Source organism: Paenibacillus xylanilyticus, from assembly GCF_009664365.1.
Classification (GTDB): domain Bacteria; phylum Bacillota; class Bacilli; order Paenibacillales; family Paenibacillaceae; genus Paenibacillus; species Paenibacillus xylanilyticus_A.
Genome location: NZ_CP044310.1, coordinates 4216404 through 4238185, shown reverse-complemented (window position 1 = coordinate 4238185; position 21782 = coordinate 4216404). Strand labels below are relative to the sequence as shown.

The 21782-nt window shown below is 46.8% G+C and carries 26 protein-coding genes; 24 read left to right on the top strand and 2 right to left on the bottom strand.

The window, feature by feature from the left end; translation table 11 throughout:
* From ypeB to F4V51_RS18665, 14 genes are all read left to right on the top strand, one after another.
* Complete coding sequence (ypeB, locus tag F4V51_RS18730) at nucleotides 1–1347, top strand: germination protein YpeB (RefSeq protein WP_153979201.1); 1347 nt, start codon at nucleotides 1–3, stop codon at nucleotides 1345–1347.
* Nucleotides 1348–1488: 141 nt separating this feature from the next.
* Nucleotides 1489–2142 carry a flagellar brake protein gene (locus F4V51_RS18725; protein WP_095292911.1) on the top strand — a complete coding sequence of 218 codons (654 nt, stop codon included), beginning with the start codon at nucleotides 1489–1491 and terminating at the stop codon, nucleotides 2140–2142.
* A 68-nt stretch (nucleotides 2143–2210) separates the two neighbouring features.
* Entirely contained in the window at nucleotides 2211–2435 is a 225-nt protein-coding gene (locus tag F4V51_RS18720; RefSeq protein ID WP_153979200.1) for a hypothetical protein, read from the top strand.
* A gap of 103 nt (nucleotides 2436–2538) precedes the next feature.
* Nucleotides 2539–3243 (top strand): (d)CMP kinase, encoded by a 705-nt coding sequence (gene cmk / locus F4V51_RS18715; RefSeq protein ID WP_153979199.1) that lies wholly within the window; start codon nucleotides 2539–2541, stop codon nucleotides 3241–3243.
* Nucleotides 3240–3827 carry a lysophospholipid acyltransferase family protein gene (locus F4V51_RS18710; RefSeq protein WP_127540251.1) on the top strand — a complete coding sequence of 196 codons (588 nt, stop codon included), beginning with the start codon at nucleotides 3240–3242 and terminating at the stop codon, nucleotides 3825–3827. The genes cmk and F4V51_RS18710 overlap by 4 nt, the downstream gene beginning before the upstream one ends.
* A gap of 146 nt (nucleotides 3828–3973) precedes the next feature.
* Nucleotides 3974–5188, top strand: a complete 1215-nt coding sequence (gene rpsA / locus F4V51_RS18705; RefSeq protein ID WP_095292903.1) for a 30S ribosomal protein S1 — start codon at nucleotides 3974–3976, stop codon at nucleotides 5186–5188.
* Nucleotides 5189–5371: 183 nt separating this feature from the next.
* Nucleotides 5372–6694, top strand: coding sequence for a ribosome biogenesis GTPase Der (gene der, locus F4V51_RS18700; RefSeq protein ID WP_153979198.1), 1323 nt, complete (start codon nucleotides 5372–5374; stop codon nucleotides 6692–6694).
* Nucleotides 6695–6705: 11 nt separating this feature from the next.
* Nucleotides 6706–7329 carry a glycerol-3-phosphate 1-O-acyltransferase PlsY gene (gene plsY, locus F4V51_RS18695; RefSeq protein WP_153979197.1) on the top strand — a complete coding sequence of 208 codons (624 nt, stop codon included), beginning with the start codon at nucleotides 6706–6708 and terminating at the stop codon, nucleotides 7327–7329.
* Nucleotides 7322–8362 (top strand): NAD(P)H-dependent glycerol-3-phosphate dehydrogenase, encoded by a 1041-nt coding sequence (locus F4V51_RS18690; protein WP_153979196.1) that lies wholly within the window; start codon nucleotides 7322–7324, stop codon nucleotides 8360–8362. The genes plsY and F4V51_RS18690 overlap by 8 nt, the downstream gene beginning before the upstream one ends.
* A gap of 100 nt (nucleotides 8363–8462) precedes the next feature.
* On the top strand, nucleotides 8463–8738 hold the full coding sequence (locus tag F4V51_RS18685; protein ID WP_056696692.1) for a stage VI sporulation protein F: 276 nt from the start codon (nucleotides 8463–8465) through the stop codon (nucleotides 8736–8738).
* A gap of 173 nt (nucleotides 8739–8911) precedes the next feature.
* Nucleotides 8912–9091, top strand: coding sequence for a DUF2768 family protein (locus F4V51_RS18680; protein WP_095292896.1), 180 nt, complete (start codon nucleotides 8912–8914; stop codon nucleotides 9089–9091).
* Between the two features lie 76 nt (nucleotides 9092–9167).
* Entirely contained in the window at nucleotides 9168–9794 is a 627-nt protein-coding gene (locus tag F4V51_RS18675; protein WP_236146592.1) for a hypothetical protein, read from the top strand.
* A 16-nt stretch (nucleotides 9795–9810) separates the two neighbouring features.
* Nucleotides 9811–10164, top strand: a complete 354-nt coding sequence (locus tag F4V51_RS18670) for a 2Fe-2S iron-sulfur cluster-binding protein (RefSeq protein WP_153979195.1) — start codon at nucleotides 9811–9813, stop codon at nucleotides 10162–10164.
* A 71-nt stretch (nucleotides 10165–10235) separates the two neighbouring features.
* Nucleotides 10236–11012: a DUF3939 domain-containing protein gene (locus tag F4V51_RS18665; protein WP_236146591.1), complete on the top strand. Its 777-nt coding sequence runs from the start codon at nucleotides 10236–10238 to the stop codon at nucleotides 11010–11012.
* A 101-nt stretch (nucleotides 11013–11113) separates the two neighbouring features.
* Here F4V51_RS18665 and F4V51_RS18660 read toward each other — a convergent pair whose 3' ends face one another.
* Complete coding sequence (locus F4V51_RS18660) at nucleotides 11114–11503, bottom strand: tautomerase family protein (RefSeq protein WP_153979194.1); 390 nt, start codon at nucleotides 11501–11503, stop codon at nucleotides 11114–11116.
* Nucleotides 11504–11960: 457 nt separating this feature from the next.
* Here F4V51_RS18660 and spoIVA point away from each other — a divergent pair, with 457 nt between their 5' ends.
* The 5 genes from spoIVA to F4V51_RS18635 all read left to right on the top strand — a co-directional run bounded on the left by spoIVA (nucleotide 11961) and on the right by F4V51_RS18635 (nucleotide 17861).
* Nucleotides 11961–13439, top strand: a complete 1479-nt coding sequence (spoIVA, locus tag F4V51_RS18655) for a stage IV sporulation protein A (protein WP_127540262.1) — start codon at nucleotides 11961–11963, stop codon at nucleotides 13437–13439.
* A gap of 221 nt (nucleotides 13440–13660) precedes the next feature.
* Nucleotides 13661–14758, top strand: coding sequence for a sugar ABC transporter substrate-binding protein (locus tag F4V51_RS18650; protein WP_153979193.1), 1098 nt, complete (start codon nucleotides 13661–13663; stop codon nucleotides 14756–14758).
* Nucleotides 14759–14869: 111 nt separating this feature from the next.
* Nucleotides 14870–16387 (top strand): sugar ABC transporter ATP-binding protein, encoded by a 1518-nt coding sequence (locus F4V51_RS18645; protein WP_153979192.1) that lies wholly within the window; start codon nucleotides 14870–14872, stop codon nucleotides 16385–16387.
* Nucleotides 16384–17370, top strand: coding sequence for an ABC transporter permease (locus F4V51_RS18640; protein WP_153979191.1), 987 nt, complete (start codon nucleotides 16384–16386; stop codon nucleotides 17368–17370). The genes F4V51_RS18645 and F4V51_RS18640 overlap by 4 nt, the downstream gene beginning before the upstream one ends.
* Nucleotides 17371–17588: 218 nt before the next feature.
* Nucleotides 17589–17861 carry an HU family DNA-binding protein gene (locus tag F4V51_RS18635; protein ID WP_024630670.1) on the top strand — a complete coding sequence of 91 codons (273 nt, stop codon included), beginning with the start codon at nucleotides 17589–17591 and terminating at the stop codon, nucleotides 17859–17861.
* A gap of 66 nt (nucleotides 17862–17927) precedes the next feature.
* Here the strand turns inward: F4V51_RS18635 and F4V51_RS18630 are convergent, their stop codons facing one another.
* Nucleotides 17928–18089, bottom strand: coding sequence for a hypothetical protein (locus F4V51_RS18630; RefSeq protein ID WP_153979190.1), 162 nt, complete (start codon nucleotides 18087–18089; stop codon nucleotides 17928–17930).
* A 149-nt stretch (nucleotides 18090–18238) separates the two neighbouring features.
* On the opposite strand from F4V51_RS18630, the gene mtrB reads away from it, so the two are divergent.
* The 5 genes from mtrB to F4V51_RS18605 all read left to right on the top strand — a co-directional run bounded on the left by mtrB (nucleotide 18239) and on the right by F4V51_RS18605 (nucleotide 21780).
* Nucleotides 18239–18460: a trp RNA-binding attenuation protein MtrB gene (mtrB, locus tag F4V51_RS18625; RefSeq protein ID WP_095292880.1), complete on the top strand. Its 222-nt coding sequence runs from the start codon at nucleotides 18239–18241 to the stop codon at nucleotides 18458–18460.
* A gap of 204 nt (nucleotides 18461–18664) precedes the next feature.
* On the top strand, nucleotides 18665–19216 hold the full coding sequence (locus F4V51_RS18620) for a hypothetical protein (RefSeq protein ID WP_153979189.1): 552 nt from the start codon (nucleotides 18665–18667) through the stop codon (nucleotides 19214–19216).
* A gap of 101 nt (nucleotides 19217–19317) precedes the next feature.
* Entirely contained in the window at nucleotides 19318–20181 is an 864-nt protein-coding gene (locus F4V51_RS18615) for a heptaprenyl diphosphate synthase component 1 (RefSeq protein WP_153979188.1), read from the top strand.
* 11 nt (nucleotides 20182–20192) lie between these two features.
* Nucleotides 20193–20921, top strand: coding sequence for a demethylmenaquinone methyltransferase (locus F4V51_RS18610; protein WP_095292874.1), 729 nt, complete (start codon nucleotides 20193–20195; stop codon nucleotides 20919–20921).
* Nucleotides 20914–21780, top strand: coding sequence for a UbiA-like polyprenyltransferase (locus F4V51_RS18605; protein ID WP_095292872.1), 867 nt, complete (start codon nucleotides 20914–20916; stop codon nucleotides 21778–21780). The genes F4V51_RS18610 and F4V51_RS18605 overlap by 8 nt, the downstream gene beginning before the upstream one ends.
* Nucleotides 21781–21782 lie beyond the last annotated feature (2 nt).

Below are 21782 nucleotides of genomic sequence, written 5' to 3'. Positions count from 1 at the left end.
ATGTATAAACGTTTAAGTTCAGTCATGTTTCCGATATTTGCAGTACTGCTGATCGGTGCCCTTGTGTGGGGATACCAGGAGAACCAGGAGAAAAATGCGATCTTGATCAAAGCGGAGAATCAGTATCAGCGTGCGTTTCATGATTTGTCTTTCCATATGGACAAGCTGCACTCTGAAATCGGTAATACACTGGCGGTGAATTCCACTTCCCAAGGCATGCACCGTAAAGGTCTGATGAATGTGTGGCGGCTTACCAGCGAGGCGCAAAATGAGATTAACCAACTGCCTCTAACCATGCTGCCTTTTAACGAGACGGAGGAATTTCTTTCTCGTATCTCAAACTTTGCTTATCAGGCATCCATGCGTGATTTAACCAATGAACCACTAAGTGAGAAGGAAGTGGGCAACCTGAAAAGGCTGTACCAGAATTCCTCCGAGATCACTAAAAACCTACAGGAAGTCCAGCAAAAAGTACTTTCGGACCGCTTGCGCTGGATGGATGCTGAGACGGCTATGGCGACAGAAGAAGAAACGATGGATAACACCATTGTCGATGGATTTCGCACAGTGAACAAAAAAGTACAGGAGTATCCTGAACTGGATTGGGGCCCTTCGGTATCCAGCATTTATGCAAAGCGTTCAGTCAAAAAGCTGGATGGTATTCCGGTGTCTAAAGAACAAATTCAAAGTAAAGCTGCGAAATTTTCAAATGCGGACAGCAGCAAGATCCAGATTCAGGAGAATGGTAAAGGTACGGACTGGGAGTCCTATACCGCTACAATCAATCAAGGCAAAGAAAGCAAGCTGATGATGGATTTTACCCGCAATGGGGGCATGCTGATTTCCTACAGCGATACTAGACCGATTGGCGCGAAAAAGGTCTCACGTTCAGATGCCATGGCCAAAGCGGATCAATTTCTCGTCAATAAGGGCTACAAAGATATGAAAGCAGTAAACTACGATGAGTATGGTAATTTAGCAAATTTAACGTATGTGCGCAAACAAGGGGATACCCTGCTTTATCCGGAGAAAATGTCCGTACGCGTCGGTCTGGACACAGGAGACGTTACTGGCTTCCAGGCAAGCGATTATGTCTATGAGCATCAGAAACAACGGCAAATACCAAAAGCGGCTCTTACCGAAGCACAGGCTCGCAAAAAGCTTAATCCTGAATTTAAGGAGACCTATGCACGTAAGTCATTAATTAAGAATGATTACAGCAAGGAAGTATTATGTTATGAATTCGGTGGACGCATCAACGGGACGAAATACCGAATTTATATCAACGCGAATACAGGAGTCGAAGAAGCAGTTGAAGAAATTAAACCTGTGAATGCGACTTCCTAGAATTTAAACGGAAAACGAAACTCAAGAATTTTACCAAACAGACCACTTCGTGGTCTGTTTTTTGTTATCCGCTATGAGAAAGGTCATGGTATAATAGTCCTTGTACATACGATGATGAATAGTAAGGTGGCGGTGAAGAGCTTGTATCCGAAAATTAATGAAATTTTACACATCCAAATTGCCTCAGCAGATGAAAAAGAAGAGAGCAAGGAATACAAATCCCGTATAGCAGACATGGATGATCACAGTTTTTTGATTGAAGTACCGATGCAGCAAGGTAGCAGTCGTTTGAAAAGATTGTATTTCGGCGAAGAACTGTCCATCTCTTATATTACCGAAGATGGCGTCAGACATTATTTCAATACGTACGTAACCGGATTTGAAGAAGATGTGGTAAGGCTTGTGCGTATACGCAAACCGCTGCCTGATGATATCTCGAAAATACAACGACGCAGCTTCCTGCGTGTTCATGCGAATCTTGAACTAGCCATTCAAGCAGAAGATCTGACTCGTGCGGTAGGATTGACCGAGGATATAGGTGGCGGGGGATTGTCCATATACGGAGAACCCAACTTCCCGATAGCGGAGGGGCAAAAGTTGAACTGCTGGCTGCTCGTTCCTTATCGGAATTCAACGATTGAGCATGTGGCTTTCGAAGCTGAAGTGGTTCGCATTAAAACCCTCGAGTCGGGAAGACAGCTCTGCATGTTGAAATTTACACAGATCACAGACTCGGAGCGGCAAAAAATCATTAAGTTTTGCTTTGAACGGCAGCTGGATTATCGTACGAAGTAAGAGCAGGTTTTTTGAATAAAAAGGAAATATGGCGGGAAACGTAAGGGGAAAAACGGAGGTGCTTGGGTATGAATCACCGACGTACATCCCGAAGATATGAGCGTCTGTATTACGTGTTCTCCAAACGAATGGAAAGAAGACTTTTTCAGCTTATTGCCGTTTTATTTTTGTTGTTGGTGGTATACCAAATGCTGCTTCAGGTTCCATATTTCAAACAAAATGTGACCCGGATAGACCGAATGGAGGGGACACCAATTCATATGGAACTTTCAACGAAAAGGGAACATCAGTGAATTGGCTGTTTTTGCATCCATGTGTATAGTGTGGTATAATTTTCACGATGCAGGCAATGCCTGTTTTTTTATTGAGGCTTATCGTTTGAGGAGGAATGCCCCGTTGGCAAGCCAGAACACATCAGAGAACGGGAAGATGAACGTTGCAATTGACGGACCTGCCGGTGCCGGGAAAAGTACCGTGGCCCGATTGGTTGCAGAGGCGCTCGGTTATATTTACGTCGATACTGGCGCAATGTACCGTGCGGTTACCCTACACATGATTCGGAAAGGGATTTCTCCGGATAATGTATCAGAGGTACTTCAAGAAGCCCACAAACTGGTCATTGATTTACAGCCGGACCCGGGCGGACAGAAAGTGTTCTGTAACGGGGAAGATGTAACCTTGGAAATCCGCTCCCGTGAAGTTACGGGGATCGTGTCCCGATATGCGCAAATCGAGGGGCTGCGTTCGCAATTAGTGGATACTCAGCGGCAAATGGCTTTGCGCAAGGGCGTCGTCATGGATGGACGCGATATCGGAACGACAGTATTGCCCGATGCGGAAGTGAAAATCTTCATGACTGCCAGTGTGGAAGAGCGCGCACTTCGCCGCTTCAAAGAACTGGACCCCTCTGAAGGACTGACGTTGAAGCAATTAGAGCGAGACATAGCCACACGTGACAAATTGGATGAAGAGCGGGAAATATCCCCACTTCGCTGTGCCGAGGACGCAACGGTTCTTGATACAACCAAGATGAGTATTCATGAAGTGGTTGACAAAATCGTATCTTATTGCACAATGGTCAGAGGAGAGGTTGGTCTATGATTTACACATTTTGCAGCACAGTACTGCGGATCATTTACACCATTCTTTTCCGCCTGGAAGCAGTTGGACGGGAGAATATCCCCCAAGAGGGCGGCGTACTTTTATGTTCCAATCATATCAGTAACTTTGATCCTCCAACGGTAGGTATTAAAATTCGCCGGCAGGTACGTTTCATGGCCAAAAGTGAATTGTTTGATGTTCCGGTACTTGGGAAGATCATTAAGGCTGTGGGCGCGTTTCCCGTTAAGCGTGGAGGCGTTAGCAAGGAATCCATCAAAACTTCACTAAACATTTTGCGCAATGGTGAAGTGCTCGGCATTTTCCCATCCGGGAGTCGGCACAACGATGGAGGCATCGGCAAAAAAGGTGCAGCGAGCTTTGCTCTTCGGAGTGGTGCTACCGTTATCCCTACTGCTATTATCGGCAACTACAAGCTGTTTCGTAAGATGAAAGTGGTGTATGGAGCACCGGTGAATTTGGACGAGTTTAAGGAAGATCCTTCTGGTGATGCACTAGAAAGAGCAACTGAAAAGATTATGTCCAAAATTAATGAGATGGTGAAAACAGGTGTACCGAGCAAATAATTTGCTCTTCACCGAAAGTCTGAATGCATTATTTCCATATTTTTGAGGGAAACTAATCCGAGCCATTCAGCGTTGAAAGTGTTTTGAACTCTGCTACAGGCAGGTTTGAATATAATGGGGTTTTTGAATTGAGGAGGGTATTTGACATGTCGGAAGAAATGAAAAATCAAGAAGCAACCCAAGATGAGTTGGATCAATTCGTTTCCTTGAAAAAAGGAGATACTGTAAAAGGAACCATCGTCAAATTGGAAGATAACCAAGCCTATGTGAGCATTGGATATAAATATGACGGTGTAATTCCAATTCGCGAACTGTCCTCATTGCATGTTGACAGCGCGTCTGATGCAGTAGAAGTTGGACAAGAAGTTGAAGCTAAAGTACTTAGCATCGACGACGAGAAAGAAAAACTCGTTCTGTCCAAACGTGCAATCGACAGCGAAAACGCTTGGGATCAATTGCAAAAGCACTTTGAAGACCAAGATGTATTCGAAGTTGTTGTAGCTGACGTAGTAAAAGGCGGTCTGGTAGCAGACGTGGGCGTACGCGGATTTATTCCTGCTTCCATGGTTGAGCGCCATTTCGTAGAAGACTTCAGCGACTACAAAGGACGCACACTGCGCGTTAAAGTGAAAGAGATCGATCGTGAGAACAACAAAGTGATCCTTTCCCAAAAAGACGTTCTGGAGCAAGAATTCGAAGCTAACAAAGCTGAGGTTATGGCTGGTCTGCAAGAAGGACAAGTTATCGAAGGTACAGTACAACGTTTGACTCAATTCGGAGCATTCGTTGATGTAGGCGGAGTTGACGGTCTGGTTCACGTTTCCGAGCTCGCTTGGACGCATGTGGACAAACCATCCGATGTCCTTTCCGAAGGCGATAAAGTCAGCGTTAAAGTGCTGAAAGTTGACCCTGAAAAAGGCAAAATCAGCCTGAGCATGAAAGCTGTTCAACCAGGACCATGGGAAACAGCTGGCGAGAAATTCAACACTAGCGATATCGTAACAGGTGTTGTTAAACGTCTGGTTGATTTCGGAGCATTTGTTGAAATCGCTCCAGGTGTTGAGGGACTTGTACACATTTCACAAATTTCCCACAAACACATCGGTACTCCACACGAAGTATTGAAAGAAGGTCAGGAAGTTCAAGTTAAGATTCTCGACATGAACCCTGCTGAGCAACGTGTAAGCCTGAGCATCAAAGAAACAGAAGAAGCTCCTGCCCAAGCGCCAAAAGCGGAAAGACCTGCTAGAAACAACGCTCCGCGTGAAGAAATCAACAACCCGAACGTTTCCTTGAGCAACCAAGGTATGAGCATCACACTCGGCGAACGTTTCGGTGACAAACTCAGCAAATTCAAATAAGTTATTCATGCATGGTTCTAAGTTATACTGCATATTTTGCTGAACAATAAAAGCAAGATCGGCGAGCCCCAGCGGGTTCGCCGATTGTTGTTATTGTGAGCATTCTTGGCATGAAAGGTTAGCCAAGACATGTGTTTTTTGCTATGATGAGTAACGTAAGTATGGACAGGAGGAGTGGAATGTATGGCAAGACCCGTTGTGGCAATTGTCGGGCGACCGAACGTGGGTAAATCCACTATTTTTAATCGGATTATCGGCGACAGACTGGCCATTGTGGAAGACAAGCCGGGTATTACCCGTGACCGGATCTACGGAATCGGTGAATGGAACGGTAAACCATTCAGTATTATCGATACAGGTGGTATCGAAATCGACGGCGAGGATGTCATTCTTAAATCAATTCGGATGCAGGCAGAGCTCGCCATTGAAGAAGCGGATGTTATTGTATTCATGTGTGATGCAAAAGCAGGGATTACGCAATCTGACGAAGAAGTCGCAGAGATGTTGTACCGCTCAGGCAAGCCCATTGTTGTAGCCGTTAACAAAGTGGATAATATTGGGCGCAGTGAGCTCATTTACGAGTTTTATGGATTTGGATTTGGAGATCCCATCGGTGTATCCGGAAGTCATGGTACGGGTATTGGTGATTTGCTGGATGCGATTGTTGAAAAATTGCCTGAGCTTGAAGAAGAAACATACGATGAAGACGTCATCCGTGTTGCTCTAATCGGACGTCCAAACGTGGGTAAATCTTCATTGGTGAATGCCATCTTGGGTGAGGAACGCGTCATCGTAAGTGATGTAGCCGGTACGACGCGCGATGCCATCGATACCCCGTTCGAAAAGGATGGGCAGCGTTATGTGCTGATTGATACAGCAGGTATGCGTAAACGTGGTAAAGTGTATGAAACTACTGAGAAATACAGTGTTATGCGTGCTATGCGTGCCATTGAACGTGCTGATGTCGTTTTGATCGTTATTAACGGCGAGGAAGGCATCATTGAACAGGACAAGCACATTGCAGGTTATGCATTTGAAGCCGGTAAAGCTTCCCTGTTCGTTGTGAATAAATGGGACGTGGTGGATAAAACCGATAAAACGATGAATGAGTTTGAGAAAAAAATTCGGGATCACTTCCTGTTTATGACTTATGCTCCCGTAGTCTTTTTGTCAGCCAAAACAAAACAACGCTTACAAAAATTGCTTCCTGTGGTAACTCGTGTAGCTCAGCAGCATGCTATGCGTGTTCAGACGCATTTGCTTAATGATGTTGTATCTGACGCCGTGGCTATTAATCCACCGCCTACTGACAAAGGACGCAGAATGCGGATTAACTACGTGACACAGGTTGCCGTCAAACCGCCGACCATGGTTATTTTTGTAAACGATCCGGAATTGATGCACTTCTCTTATGAGCGTTACCTGGAGAATAAAATCCGCGGAGCGTTTGATTTTGAAGGTACGCCAATTCGCATATTTACTCGGAGGAAGTCCGACGAAGGTTAGGGGAGAAGTTTGTGATTTTACCAATCGCAGCGATTGTACTGAGCTATCTGCTCGGTTCAATCAGCTTTAGTGTCCTCCTTGCAAAGGCAATACGGGGGATCGACATTCGTCAGCATGGCAGCGGAAACGCAGGCGCTACCAATACATTGCGGATCTTGGGTAAAGGACCGGCTATTCTTGTGCTGCTGTTGGATGTACTTAAAGGTATTGCGGCTGTATGGATTGGAGTTTGGTTCAGTGACGGCTCCGAGTGGATTCCTGCAATTTGCGGTGTTGCAGCGATTGCAGGACATAACTGGCCGCTCTACTTCCGATTCCGTGGGGGAAAAGGAATTGCAACAGCAATTGGCGTACTCGCCACTCTTGCATTCGTTCCTGCAGTTTCTGCCGGAATTTTTGCAATCCTGTCCATCGTTTTGACACGTTATGTTTCGCTCGGTTCTCTAATTTTTGTAGCATTAACACCAATCTTCATCCTAGTGTTCCCGGGATATTCCATGAATCTGTTTTGGGGAAGTCTGATTATTTGTCTGTTTGCATTTTGGAGACATCGCACCAACATTGCGAAGCTTGCCAGAGGACAGGAAAATAAATTAGGAGCTAATAAACCTGGGGGTGGAAAACGCGTTGTCTAAAAAAGTTGCCGTCCTGGTCGCAGGCAGTTGGGGGACCGCTCTCGCAAGTGTGCTGGCCGCCAATGGGCTGGAAGTGACGATGTGGACACGTGGTGAAGAGCAGGCCGCCGAAATTAACAACCAGCATCGGAACAGTCGTTTTCTACCTGGTGCAGAGTTATCACCTCGCATTCAGGCAACGACTAACATGGGGGATGCCGTTCAAGGGGCTTCGGCCGTTTTGATTGTTGCGCCTTCCTCAGCCATGCGTTCGGTAGTCAACCAACTCAAGGCGTATTATACGCCAGACATGTTAATAATTCATGCAACCAAGGGATTTGAAACGGAAAGCCTCAAACGGATGTCGACGGTGATCTCCGAGGAACTTGAATGTGAAGAAGGGAATATCGTTGTACTTTCGGGTCCGAGTCATGCGGAGGAAGTGGTCAAGCGCTGTCCTACAACGGTGGTTGTGGCTTCACTGGACAAGGCCGCAGCAGATGCTGCTCAGGCATTATTCATGAATGCCTATTTCCGTGTGTATACGAATCGGGATATGCTTGGTGTGGAGCTGGCAGGTGCCTTCAAAAATATTATCGCACTTGGTGCAGGGATGTCGGACGGCCTGAACTTCGGAGATAATGCAAAAGCCGCTCTATTGACTCGTGGCTTGGCAGAGATCACCCGGATTGGCGTGGAGATGGGAGCAAACCCGCTTACGTTTGCGGGCCTCGCAGGAATCGGTGATTTGGTCGTTACCGCGACAAGTCAACATAGCCGGAACTGGCGGGCCGGTTCCATGCTGGGACAAGGACAAAAGCTGGAGGATGTGCTGAATTCCATGGGAATGGTCGTAGAAGGAATTCGTACGACAAAAGCAGCCTATTTTATCTCCCAGAAATACGGGGTGCAAATGCCGATTGCGGATCAACTCTACCATGTTCTCTTTCAGGATCGTGAGCCGCGTGATGCGGTTGAGGCACTTATGGGCCGAGACCCAAAGACCGAAATGGAAGTTATGAAACTGGAAACATGGGAACAGTGGCACTCCTGAATCTCCATTGCTTTACTCACCAGAAATTAAGAAGCTCATTCACCTTTTCATCGGTACACTCATACTATACACATGAGTATTGCCGGAGGAGGGGAGACGAATGGGTAACAACATTTCTAAGGATGCACTAAAAGCGATCAATAAAAAAACGGGCAAAACAATTACAGAAGGTGCTGTCAAGAAATTGGCGAGCACAGTAAAACCGTCCACCATGCAAAATGAAGCTCAGTTGCGCCAATTGATTAAACAAGTATCCGCCATGGCGAAAGTTCCGGTATCTGAGGATACGGTTCAGGATATTGTAAGTGCGGTCAAAAAAAGTGGACTGAATCCAAACAGCATGGAATCATTAATGAAAATGATGATGAAAAAATAATAGATCGTTTTTGCTTCTATAACGTGGGCAAGCAAGACAAAAAGATGAGTCAGCTAAGGCTGGCTTTCTTTTTGTCTTTTTTTTGGAAAAGTCCTCTGAATTTCATGTTATAATAATTTCAATTGTCACCGTGTCAGTGATGAATAACGGATTGAAGGGGAGACTGCTGGATTATGAGCGCAATGGACAAGATGTGGCTGTCATTGGTTGCAATTCTGATTATGGGATTGTCTGTATTCCTGATAACCTTCGCGAGAGCCAAAACCAAGGGCTTCGTGCGAGGGATTCTGTCATTAATCGCGTTTCTGATTATGCTTATTGGTTTTTTCGGCGGAATTGCATCGCTTACTTGATCTTATTCTTGCGTGCAGCTTAACATCCGCATAAGTACACCATAGAACTGACACAATGAAAACGGATGAAGGGAAGGTGAGCCGGTTGGGACCACATGGAACAGAGGGCCTTACAGAGCGCTATCCGGAATTGCACGCTGCGTTGCTGGAAACGGCAAAAACCTGGAATACAGTACCTTATACTTGGCTTCTTGGGGGAAGCTGTGGACTCCTGCTGCAGCAGGTCGAGTTGCAGCAGGCTCCCAGAGATATTGACGTGTACGCCGATCTGGCTGCTGCACGTGGGCTGCATCATGCTGCCCCAGGAATTGCCCTGGATGAACCGGTGATCGATCGAACAGGGCCATATGCTTCATTGCTAAGTCATTATCAAGTCGGAGAGTGTGCGCTTGAACTCGTAGGTGGCTTTGAAGTATGGTCCAGGCAGAGCTGGTACCGGATTGAGATTGAACAACTGCTGATTCATCATGCGCCTCAGGCTCAAATAGGTTCTTACACGTTAAGATTGATGCCCCTCGCTCATGAGCTGCTTTTTAATCTGCTGAGAGGTCGAGCTGACCGATATGAGGCTATTGCCGAAGCAATCCGGAAGGATCCACAGCTTCATCAGCCCTTACTGGCTTCATTGGGCAAGCATAATGTGTGGACAAGCCGATTCTCCGCTGAGGTAGAAGCGTTGGTTGGTTTTACATGGACTTCATAGGTGGGGAGGCAAGAGGATGGAGCACACGATTACATTTTTACCGCAAAATAAGAGCATTCGCCTAAAAGCGGGAGTGAACCTGCTGAGTGCCGCACGCCGTGCAGGAGTGAAGATTCCAACCCGTTGCGATGGAAAAGCCGCTTGTCTAATGTGCAAGGTCAAAGTAGATGGTGATCAGCTGCAGGCGCTGCACCCTCCTACAGATGCTGAACAACGGAAACTGGGTTCCCTGCTGGAAGCAGGAACTCGTCTTGCTTGTCAGGCAAAGGTGAGGGGATCGGTGTCTGTTCATGTTCCGGAGGATCCGCTCAAAGCGGCAATCCGTAAGCAGTTGGAACGCCAGCAGCAGGAGAATGACGACTGGTTCTGAAACTAACCTGAATGGAGCTCAATTGGGAATGGGTTTTCCCGTTGGACTCTTCAGATTCAAGGAGGATGCGGATGAACGAAAACAAAGATAGACTCTTCATTAGTTCGGGGCGGAGGTACGGGATTCAGGGAGTCCGCTGCCTTCTCTTCATTTTAATGGTTGCTGCATTAAGTGGCTGCATGTATCCGTCCCAGGGTAACGATGACCCCAAGATAGCATACAGGGAGAGTGTGAACCGGATACAGAGTGCTGTAGAGGCATTTCAGAAGGATCAGGGGATTCTGCCCATGATTAATGCGGATATGGATACACCAAAATATGAAAAATTCAGAGTGGATCTGTCGAAGCTGAAACAGCAAGGTTATCTGGACGAGATCCCGGGTACTGCTTTTGAAAGTGGTGGGAGCGCTTACTTCATTATTCAAAATGAAGAGACAGCACCCACTGTAAAAGTAATGGACTTGCAGACGGTACAGAAGGTCAATGATGTACAGCGCATGGTTAACCAGTATAAATCAGTACATAACGGCAAACTGCCCGCCGGGGAGGAATTGTACACCGGCCTGTATGCTGTAGATATGAAACAAGCCGCTCAGGCGGGTGCTACAGAGGTTACACTGAACAGTGTATATTCGGGTCAGGAGTTACCATTTATCATGGACGGTGAAGGTAAGGTGTACGTAGATTATGCCTTCGATATCATGCAGGCGGTAGAAAAATCGGATCGTTCTCCTGTAGAGGAGGATGATGTGCGCGAGTATTTGCTGGAGCACTCCTATTTCGTTCCTGTAAAATCGGTCAGTTATACGTGGCAGAATAATGCCCCAGTGGCACAAGACAAACCATAGATGAAATGCACCAAAAAAGAGATACTTCTCATCAAGGAGTATCTCTTTTTATTGTTGCGTTATGTTCTCAGGAGCTTCAAATAACCGGATTAGGTAATACCTCAGACCTCAACGTTGTAGTTCAACTCAAGTTCATCGCCTGGCAATCCACGAATGCCCCAGTGAGCACGTGGTGTCTCGAAAATGGTGATCTCCAAATCCTGGACAGACAACAGGAGTTTTTCATGTATTTGTTTATATAATTGCTGGATTAAATCTTTTTTTGTTTCCATAGATCTTCCTTCGAACATGCTGATTTCAACAATAGTGTATGCTTCTGATCGATCTGGCGGGTATTGAAAGTCCTCTGCATCCATGGGGAAGTAACGTTGAAATTTTTTGTTCTCTGGCAGTCCCAGCACATCCATCAGAACGGAATGAATCACGGTAGAAAGCTGTACTTTCATTGGATTTAACTGCTCACGAATACCGAATACTTTAATCTGTGCCATGCTCATCTCACCTTTCTCATCTCGTTTTCAATCGAACTCAGCTCGGCTCTAAAACGATGTTGCCTTCACAGTATACCTCTAACTCCAAGTGTCCGGTACCCCAAATAGAAATGAATGAAACCAGCATAATTGCGACCTGGTGTTCATAAAGTAGATTGAAATAATGACGCGCAGTCCGAGAGCGGAGCAACTTCCCGGCGCTGAAGACCTGAGAAAAAACAAAAAAACGCGTCATATTGCTGCATACGGATACATAAGATGATACTAGTCCAATTGCATGTACGAGTTAACGCCGCTTTCGCCGGTTTCATCAGAATGCAACGTTCGGCGGCGGACGACTTCCGGGCACTCACAAAGGCGGCTCTACCGTTGCAGGGATTTCAGTCTTCTGATTGAAAAAACGAAGCGGATGCTCTTTAGCATTTTTCCTTCGGAGTAATTTAGGGAGGGGATTTCATTGGAGAAAGTGGACATTTTTAAGGACATAGCTGAGCGGACCGGAGGGGATATCTATCTCGGGGTTGTCGGCGCAGTCCGGACGGGGAAATCAACATTTATTAAACGATTCATGGAAACGATCGTACTGCCAAACATCGCAAGCGAGGCCGATCGTGCCCGTGCAGTGGATGAACTTCCACAGAGTGCAGCAGGCAAAACGATTATGACCACCGAGCCAAAATTCGTACCGAATAACGCAGTCCAGATCAAAGTGGCTGAAGGGCTCGATGTTAATGTACGTTTGGTGGATTGTGTTGGGTACGCTGTGGAGGGTGCGAAGGGCTATGAGGATGAAAATGGTCCACGCATGATCTCCACGCCGTGGTTCGAAGAGCCGATCCCGTTCCAGGAAGCAGCGGAGATTGGCACGCGCAAAGTCATTCAGGAGCATTCCACATTGGGTGTGGTGGTTACGACAGACGGCACCATTGCCGAGATCGCCCGTAGTTCCTACGTGGAATCCGAAGAACGAGTCATTGCCGAACTGAAAGAGGTTGGCAAACCGTTCGTGCTGATCATCAACTCTACCCGTCCTCGCAGTGAAGAAGCTCTTCAATTGCGAAGCGAATTGGCAGCTAAATATGATATTCCGGTAATGACATTAAGCGCAGCCACGATGACGGAAGATGATGTGACAGGCGTGCTGCGTGAAGTCCTGTATGAGTTCCCTGTTCATGAGGTGAATGTGAATCTGCCGAGCTGGGTTATGGTCCTCAATGAAACCCACTGGCTGCGTAACAACTACGAAAATTCCGTACGCGACACGGTGAAGGACATTCGTAGACTGCGTGACGTAGACCGGGTTGTGTCCCAGTTCATGGAGTATGAGTTCATCGACCGCGCAGGACTCAGCGGCATGAACATGGGTCAGGGTGTGGCCGAAATTGATCTGTACGCTCCTGATGAGTTATACGATCAGATCCTCGTGGAAGTGGTCGGCATTGAAATCAGAGGCAAGGATCATCTGCTGCAGCTGATGCAGGAATTCTCTCATGCCAAGCGGGAATATGATCGCTTCGCTGAAGCCTTGGAGATGGTCAAAACGACCGGATACGGCATTGCGGCGCCTTCGCTTGCTGAGATGGCACTGGATGAACCAGAGCTCATTCGCCAAGGCACCAAATTCGGTGTGCGTTTGAAAGCAACTGCACCTTCCATTCACATGATCCGGGTCGATGTCGAGTCCGAGTTCGCACCGATTATCGGTACGGAGAAGCAAAGTGAGGAACTGGTGAGGTACCTGATGCAAGACTTCGAGAACGACCCAATCAAGGTGTGGGATTCAGACATGTTTGGTCGTTCGCTGCATTCCATCGTGCGCGAAGGGATTCAGGGCAAGATCGCCATGATGCCGGACAATGCAAGGTACAAATTGCAGGAGACATTGGGACGTATCATCAACGAAGGTTCAGGCGGCTTGATTGCCATCATTCTGTAAGACAAAAGACCACAAGGCTATCCTTGTGGTCTTTTTGCTGTATGATTTAATTTTCTTATACATGGTACTACTGGATGTAAAATACATGCTTCGCGAAAAACTTAGCGAATTTTAGCTTTAAATTGTTAAAACCCATTTACATACTAGGGATTAGCCGTTATATTAATATTCAACTATTGTGATCAAGGTCACTGAGAGTGCACGAATAGGGGGAGATAGAGATGAAAAAGAAAGATACGAAATGGGTATGGTTAAGTGTTCTGCTTGTATTTACATTGGCACTGTCCGCTTGCGGGATCAAAAAAGAACCGGCAGCAGCTCCAGCTTCCGGAGCATCAGAGGACAAGCCCAAGACGGAGGCGGTGACGGGTCCGCTAAGTGGTAAACGAATTGCCTTAATCATGGAATTTAACACGGGAACATTCTCACAGCAGTATGTTCAAGGCGTAAAAGAGGAAATTGAGAAATTCGGCGGTGAGCTAACTACTTTTGTCGCTGATAATGATAAAGCCAAGATGGTTTCATTGCTGGACAGCGCAATTAACCAGAAGTTCGATGCAATCTTGACGGATCACGGGGACTCGCTTCTGGAACCGGGCGTGAAAAAAGCAGTAGAACAAAACATTCCGGTAGTAGTCTTCGACGCTGCTATCCAAGTACCAGGGGCAACTGTACTGTCTCAGGACGACCAGAAGATGGCTGAACTTACACTGGAACAAATGAAAAAGGATATTAACGGCCAGGGGAATATCGTGAAAGTATGGGTGGCTGGATTCGCTCCTATGGAACGTCGCCAGATTGCCTACGGCGAATTCATGAAGGAAAATACAGACATCAAGGAGATTGCCACATTTGGCTCCGCTCAAAACCCGGCTCTGGATACGCAAGCCAAGATGGAAGCGATTCTGAAACAATATCCGAAAGGCGAAATCACAGCCGTGTGGGCTGCGTGGGATGAGTTTGCCAAAGGCGCTGCACGTGCAATCCAGCAAGCGGGTCGTGACGAAATTAAAGTTTACGGTATCGATATGAGTGATGAGGATTTGCAAATGATTCAGGATCCGAAAAATCCTTGGGTTGCTTCTGCAGCAGTAGACCCGACAGATATTGGACGTGTTCAGGTACGTTACGCTTATCAGAAATTGAACGGCGATGAGACTGAAGATCAGGTGGTCCTTAATCCGGTTTATGTTCAACGCGAAGCGCTTCCTGAGAACCAAATCTCTACTTCCGAATTGTCCCAATATGTTGAGGGTTGGGGAGGAAGTACACAGGGCATCAAGGATTGGATGGCGGAATACGGAATCACTGCTAAATAAAGCAGCGTTAGAAGGCGCGCCGCAAGGTGCGCTTTTTTCGCAGGCAGATCTGTAAAACAAAAGAATCGTAGGATAGCATGACTCCCTGAGGAGGGATTGGAGGTCTACATCATGACAACTGCACCGATTTTGCTTCAAATGGAACATATTCATAAGCAGTTTGCAGGCGTTCCTGCGCTGAAAGACGTTGATTTCTCTGTAAAAGGTGGAGAGATTCATGCCTTGCTTGGCGCCAATGGAGCAGGAAAAAGTACCTTGATGAAAATTCTGTCGGGTGCCTACCAACTGGATCAGGGCCAGATTCGTTTAAATGATCAGCATTTACGTCTAAATTCACCGGGGGACGCTAAGGCAAACGGGATTCATTGTGTCTATCAGGAGGTCGATGCTGCACTGGTACCGCAGCTGACGGCTGCTGAGAACATAATGCTGGACCAGCTGGCTTCTCCGGTTGGTGGATGGTGGAAAAGCCCGCGTAAGCTGCAGCAGCGTGCTCTTGAGGCACTCAAAGAATTGGGAGCAGACATTGCCGTTCAGAAAAAGGTAGCAGACCTTACACTTGCAGAGAAACAGATGATTCTGCTGGCACGTATCCTGATTCAGGATGCCAAGGTCATTATATTTGATGAACCGACGGCTCCGCTGAGCCAGGAAGAAACCGATGCCTTTTTCCGAATTGTTCATCTGTTAAAAGAACGGGGAGTAGCTTGCATTTTTATAACCCACCGGCTTGCTGAGGTGACTGGACATTGTGATCGAGTGACCGTCATGAGAGACGGGCAGCATGTATTTACGGGTGAGGCGCGTGGACTAACTGTCAATGATCTGGTCACACAAATGCTGGGCAAGCCATTCGAAGAGGAATTTCCGAAGACGGAAGCACCTATAGGCGAAGTAATCTTTGAAGCACGTGGACTGCACCGGGGGATCAAGGTCAAGGGGGTTGATTTGTCTGTACGCCGTGGTGAGGTGCTGGCTGTTGTCGGTCTGGTCGGTGCGGGCAAAACGGAATGCTCCCGTCTTCTGATTGGAGCAGATCAGCTGGAAAAAGGGGATATTCGTTTAAACGATAAACCGCTTCGGTTCGCTCAGCCCGCGGATTCTGCAGCTTCAGGCATCGTTTCCGTACCCGAGGAACGTCGCAAGCAGGGGATTCTCATTCAGGAAAATGTGGAACGGAATCTGAGCCTGCCCTTGCTCGGGCGTCTTAGTACATTCGGATTCGTGAGTCGCAAGAAGGAGCGGGAGAACGCGGAATCACTGGTTCAACAGCTTGGCATTAAAACATCTTCGGTACGTCAGGAAGTGAAGTATCTGAGCGGAGGTAACCAGCAGAAGGTAGCTATTGGCAAATGGCTGAATGCGGACGCTGATGTCTTTATATTTGATGAACCTACCAAGGGTGTGGATATTGGAGCCAAAAGTGACATCTTCCGTATCATTAACGAGCTGGCTTTGGCAGGCAAGGCAGTTATCTATTTCACATGTGAGCTGGACGAGGGGCTTGGTATAGGAGACCGCATTGCAGTGATGTGTGAAGGGAAAATCGTAAAAGAATTCAAGCGTGGCGAGACTAACCAAGAACAGCTGCTATACTATGCAAGCGGTGGACAAGAGGTGCAGGTATGAAGGACAAATCTATGAATTTTGCGTTCCGTTATGGGGCGATTATTGTTATTATCGGAGTTATTGCTTTTTTTGGCATCAAATTGCCTTACTTTTTTACCTACAGTAATCTGACGGACATTCTGGGATCGATATCGATCGTGACCTTTGTTGCTATCGGTGTAACGTTATCTCTCATTGTGGATGGTTTCGATCTCTCGGTGGGGGCTACCGTTTCATTGACGACCGTTGTAACCGCATCATTAATGATCTGGTATCAGCAGCCGCTCGCCGTTGTTATTATTGTTCCGCTCGTGATCGGTGCAGTCATTGGTCTCCTGAATGCTTTGTTGATTGTAAAACTGCGCATTCCTGATCTGCTCGCCACGCTGGCGACCATGTACATTATCGGAGGTATTCACAAAACGTACGCGCAAGGGTACACGATTTATAATCACATGCAATTTCCTGATGGCAGCAAGGCAGCCGGAGAGATGGATCCTACGTTCTTGCTGATTGGTCAGGGGAAATGGCTCGGCATGCCTATATCGGTTATCTTGCTTCTCATTGCAGTCATTGGTGTTCATATCTTTTTGACGTATACGAAATACGGACGCCAGATGTACGTTACTGGAGGCAATGAAGAGGCGGCGCGTTTGTCCGGAATTAAGGTAAAAAAGGTGCGGACCCTTGCTTATGTGGCTGCTGGCGTGTTTGCTGCAATCGGGGGCATTATCTACGCCTCCAAAGTCGGATCAGGACAGATTGACGCAGGTTCTCCGTTGTTAATGGAATCCGTGGCAGCTGTGTTTGTAGGGTTCTCTGTCTTCGGAGCGGGTAAACCAAATGTTATCGGAACCTTCATTGGTTCGGTCCTGATTGGGGTACTGGTGAACGGTTTAACCATGATGAATGTTCAGTATTTTACTCATGACATTGTAAAAGGTGGCGTGCTCGTGCTTGCCCTGGCAGTGACATTTTACGTGCTAAACCGCAACCGCACTTGAAATTGTGGGCTGTCTGTATTAGTATAAAATTTGTTCCGCGTCTGAAACGCGCTTGGTTTCAGGCGGCATTCTGCCGGAAATGACTGTTGACCGCAGGCGGAGAATTGTGTTCATCACGCTCAAGATGTACGTAGATTTTTTGCGTATGAACGTATATTTCGCTTTAAAACGGAAACACAGTATAACATTCAGGACATTGATTCAGGAGGTGAAAACAAATGAACAAATCAGACTTGATTACACACGTGTCCGAAGCGACTGAATTGTCCAAAAAGGATGTAACGAAAGCGGTTGATGCCGTATTCGAAGCAATCTCTGAGGCTCTTCAAAGCGGAGACAAAGTACAATTGGTTGGTTTTGGGAACTTCGAAGTTCGCGAGCGTTCTGCACGCAAAGGACGTAACCCGCAAACAGGTGAAGAAATCGAAATTCCTGCGAGCAAAATTCCTGCATTCAAACCAGGTAAAGCGCTCAAAGACGGAATTAAATAAGATTTCTACATATTCCATATGTCAAAGAAAGGACCGTGACTCGTTCACGGCCTTTTCTTTTGTCTTCTAATGATGTGCCTCGCTGTTTTTTGCGTCCTCAGGGTCGTCCGGTTGCTTGCTGTAAGCGATCAATATCAGATCTTCTCCTGCTGATTCCGAAAGGTGCTGTTCAATGTCCTGTAGCTGATGAATGTGCTCGTCTGTCAGGGTTGCAGGGGTGTACTTCATGCAGAGGCTCCTTTCTATGGAATGTATCCTCTAGTATGACCCGGTTCCCATAGATTATTGCAGCTTTACAAGCAAAACTCAGTTGACAAATGAATCAATCTTAATCATCATTAACGCTATTGAACAATTAGGAGAGGGGACGTTACGTAATGGACCATCCAACCGGCAGTGATTACATTGTCATTAAGGCAGAGGAAAACGGAGTTCAGGTGATCGGTTTGACGCGAGGACAGGATACGCGTTTTCATCATACCGAGAAGCTGGACAAGGGTGAAGTCATGATTGCCCAATTTACGAATCATACTTCCGCGATCAAAATCCGCGGCAAGGCTACCATGATTACAAAGCATGGCCAAATAGAATCAGAATAAAAGACGAGTTAAGCGTTTGTTGCATCAGAGCTAAGCGTTGTTTTACGGAAATCTCCTGCCTGTTCACGAAGTGGATTGGGGTAGAGCCAATACTTTGGGTATGAACGAAAAATTGCAGGCATAGCCTGCTTTTTTTCATTGTACAATGAGGTATGAGCCTTTACCGGACAGACTACACTAACATGTAAAGGCAGGGAGGCATTTATGAAACCGCGGATGATCGTGACGGCTTCGCTGCTGGCAACAGTTGCAGCAGTTTTCCTGTTGGTTGCTGTGCAAACCTTACATATGCGAACATTGGGCGGAGAGCGGGTACAACCGGTATCTGCAGCTGAGCAAAAGCTGGAACTGTCTGACGAGAATTTGGTGGACGTGCTGAGCTCCATGCATTTGACTACACCGATTGCAAAAGTGGAGTGGAAGCAGTCCATTTTGAAACTGGATCTGAAGGTGACAGGTACCGGGACAAGTTACACCGAAATTTATGACAATATGGCAACGGTGGCCGAGCTTGGATTTCACGGTCTTGATAACGTAGAACAAATATTGCTTCGTGTCATGGCAGAAGATGAGTGGCTGCACAAAAGGCATCTGCTGCTCGCTGCTGATATACGAAGAAATGAGTGGCCAACAGATGCAATTGAAGCACTTCGAAATTGGAAAAGCCCCGTCCTATCCGGTGAAATAAAAGAATGGTTTCACATCATGGAGACCGATCTGTGGAAGAAGCAATTCGAATTGTTGAACGAAGGGTAATAGAATAGCAGGATTCAGTGCGTGTCTGTTCAACATATGCTATAATATATAAGATTGTAGTGCAGAAATGGTTTAACAATGCAAAGGCTCGGAGGCTGAGAATGAATTCATATCGCGTACCCCAACTAGCAAAAAAATATACGGATTACGACATGATTCGACAACATACGGAAATACCACCGTTTCCGGATAGCCGGGCTCTTCTGCTGCAGGCGTTTGTGGGCCGTACAGATGAAAAGGAGCATGATGAGCTCTATGCTCTGGCTACCTCGCTCGTTCAGCTGGCCATGGATACGCATGATCGAATCGATACGATCTCCGGGGATCGGAAAGAGCAGGAGATGCGCTCACGCCAGTTGAACGTTCTTGCTGGTGATTACTTGAGCAGTCGCTTTTATCAGCTGCTTGCCCATGCGGGTCGCATTGAGATGATCGGCAAGCTCAGCGGTGCCGTATCTGAAGTCAACGTACGCAAGATGACGCTGTATGATCGGATGAAAAAGCTTCTCGTTTCGGCTGAAGAATACTTGCATGAAACGGTACAGCTGAAGATGCAGCTGTTTCTTTCTTTTGCGGACATGATTGGATCAAAGGATCAGAAGTTATGGGAGAGTCTTCTTGCTGAATTCAGCTTGTGCGAGACTGTTGTGGAAGAGCTGCAGCGAATGAATGACGCGAAGAAATTCACTCATAGCTATGCGTTCTGGCATATATACAAGCAAGGTACAGCCGATGAGCGGAACCTGATTGGCCAGCCGGAGCCAGATATGCGGGCATGTGGGGCTATGGCAGTCAAGTATCAAATTGATGGGCTCCTGCTGGACAGGCTTCGCGTAAGTACAAACCGCATAAAGCTTTTGCTGCAGGAAGAACAAGACCAGCGGGGATTAGCTGAGCTGCATGCCATCTTGGAAACCTATTTGGGTTATCTGGAGCCTTCACACGCAGCAGTAAGGGAAGATTGAGGGGGAGACAAATGGGGAGCGCAGAGTCGAAACCGAAAGAAGAGTTTGTCCATTCGGTGTTTCAGAGTATAGCCGGAAAATATGATGTCATGAATGACATTCTGAGTTTCCGCAGGCACAAAGCCTGGCGCAAATTCACAATGAAAAAAATGAACATGTCCAAAGGGGATACAGGTTTAGATCTGTGCTGCGGTACCTGTGACTGGACGCTGGCGATGGCCGAGGCAAGTGAAACAGGTCACATGCATGGACTGGACTTTAGCAGCAACATGCTTGAAGTGGGACAGAACAAGGTCAATGCCGTAAACAGACAAAAGCAGATTACGCTTGTTCAGGGGAATGCCATGTCACTTCCTTTTGAAGATAATTCATTTGATTATGTTACCATTGGATTTGGCCTTCGTAATGTTCCTGATCTGAGACAGGTTTTGTCGGAGATGAAACGTGTAGTGAAACCAGGCGGCATGGTTGTGTGTCTGGAATTGTCCAAGCCGACCTGGCAGCCGTTTAAAGGTATTTATTATTTTTATTTTGAACAAGTACTGCCGAGGCTTGCCAAATTGTTCGCCAAACGTTATGAGCAGTATAAATGGCTGCCTGATTCATTGGCATTATTTCCGGGAAGGAAGGAACTGGCTACCATTTTCGAAGAAACCGGATTGAAGCAAGTGCAGGCCTATCCTCTGACCGGAGGCATCGCGGCATTGCATATTGGAACCAAGGAGAATCAGCATGTTTAGGAAAATTCGCATCTTTTTAGAAATGATCAAGATTGAACATACGCTTTTTGCTTTACCTTTTGCATTCATGGGTGCCATTCTTGGGTCTATGGTCGTGAACGGAACGTTCCCAACCTGGATGCAGATTATGTGGGTACTGCTGGCCATGGTTGGTGCACGTAGTGCGGCATTTGGACTCAACCGGATGATTGACCAAGCGATCGACGGCAAAAATCCGCGGACGGCTATGCGTGCCATCCCAGCGGGCCTGCTCAAAAATGGCGAGGTTGTTATCTTTATTATTGTCTCGTTTATCCTGTTATTCTGGGCTTCATCCAATCTTAATGTGTTATCCATGCAATTACTTCCGATCGCAGTGTTTATGCTGGTATTGTATTCATACACCAAACGATTCACATGGCTCTGCCATGTTGTTCTCGGAATGACTATTGGCCTTGCTCCACTAGGAGGCTGGGTTGCTGTTACGGGGTCCATGGATTGGACAGCCATTGTGCTGTACGTTACGATTGTGTTCTGGACCGCGGGCTTCGATATTATTTATGCATGTCAGGACCTGGAGTTCGACCAGGAAGAGGGGCTTCATTCCATTCCATCCCGTTTCGGACTTATCAAATCGTTGAATATTGCCAAGTTCTTTCACATTATTACAGCCATCGGATTTTTGGCGCTTCTGTTGATGACGGATCTAAGCTGGTGGTATGGTGCAGGTATGCTGATTACATATGGTATTCTTTTCTATGAGCACTATATTGTATCGCCTAACGATATGAGTCGTGTACAGACGGCTTTCTTTACCATGAATAGTGTTTTGAGTCTGGTCGTATTTACCTTTACTTTGATAGACCTGGCGGTGAAATAAAC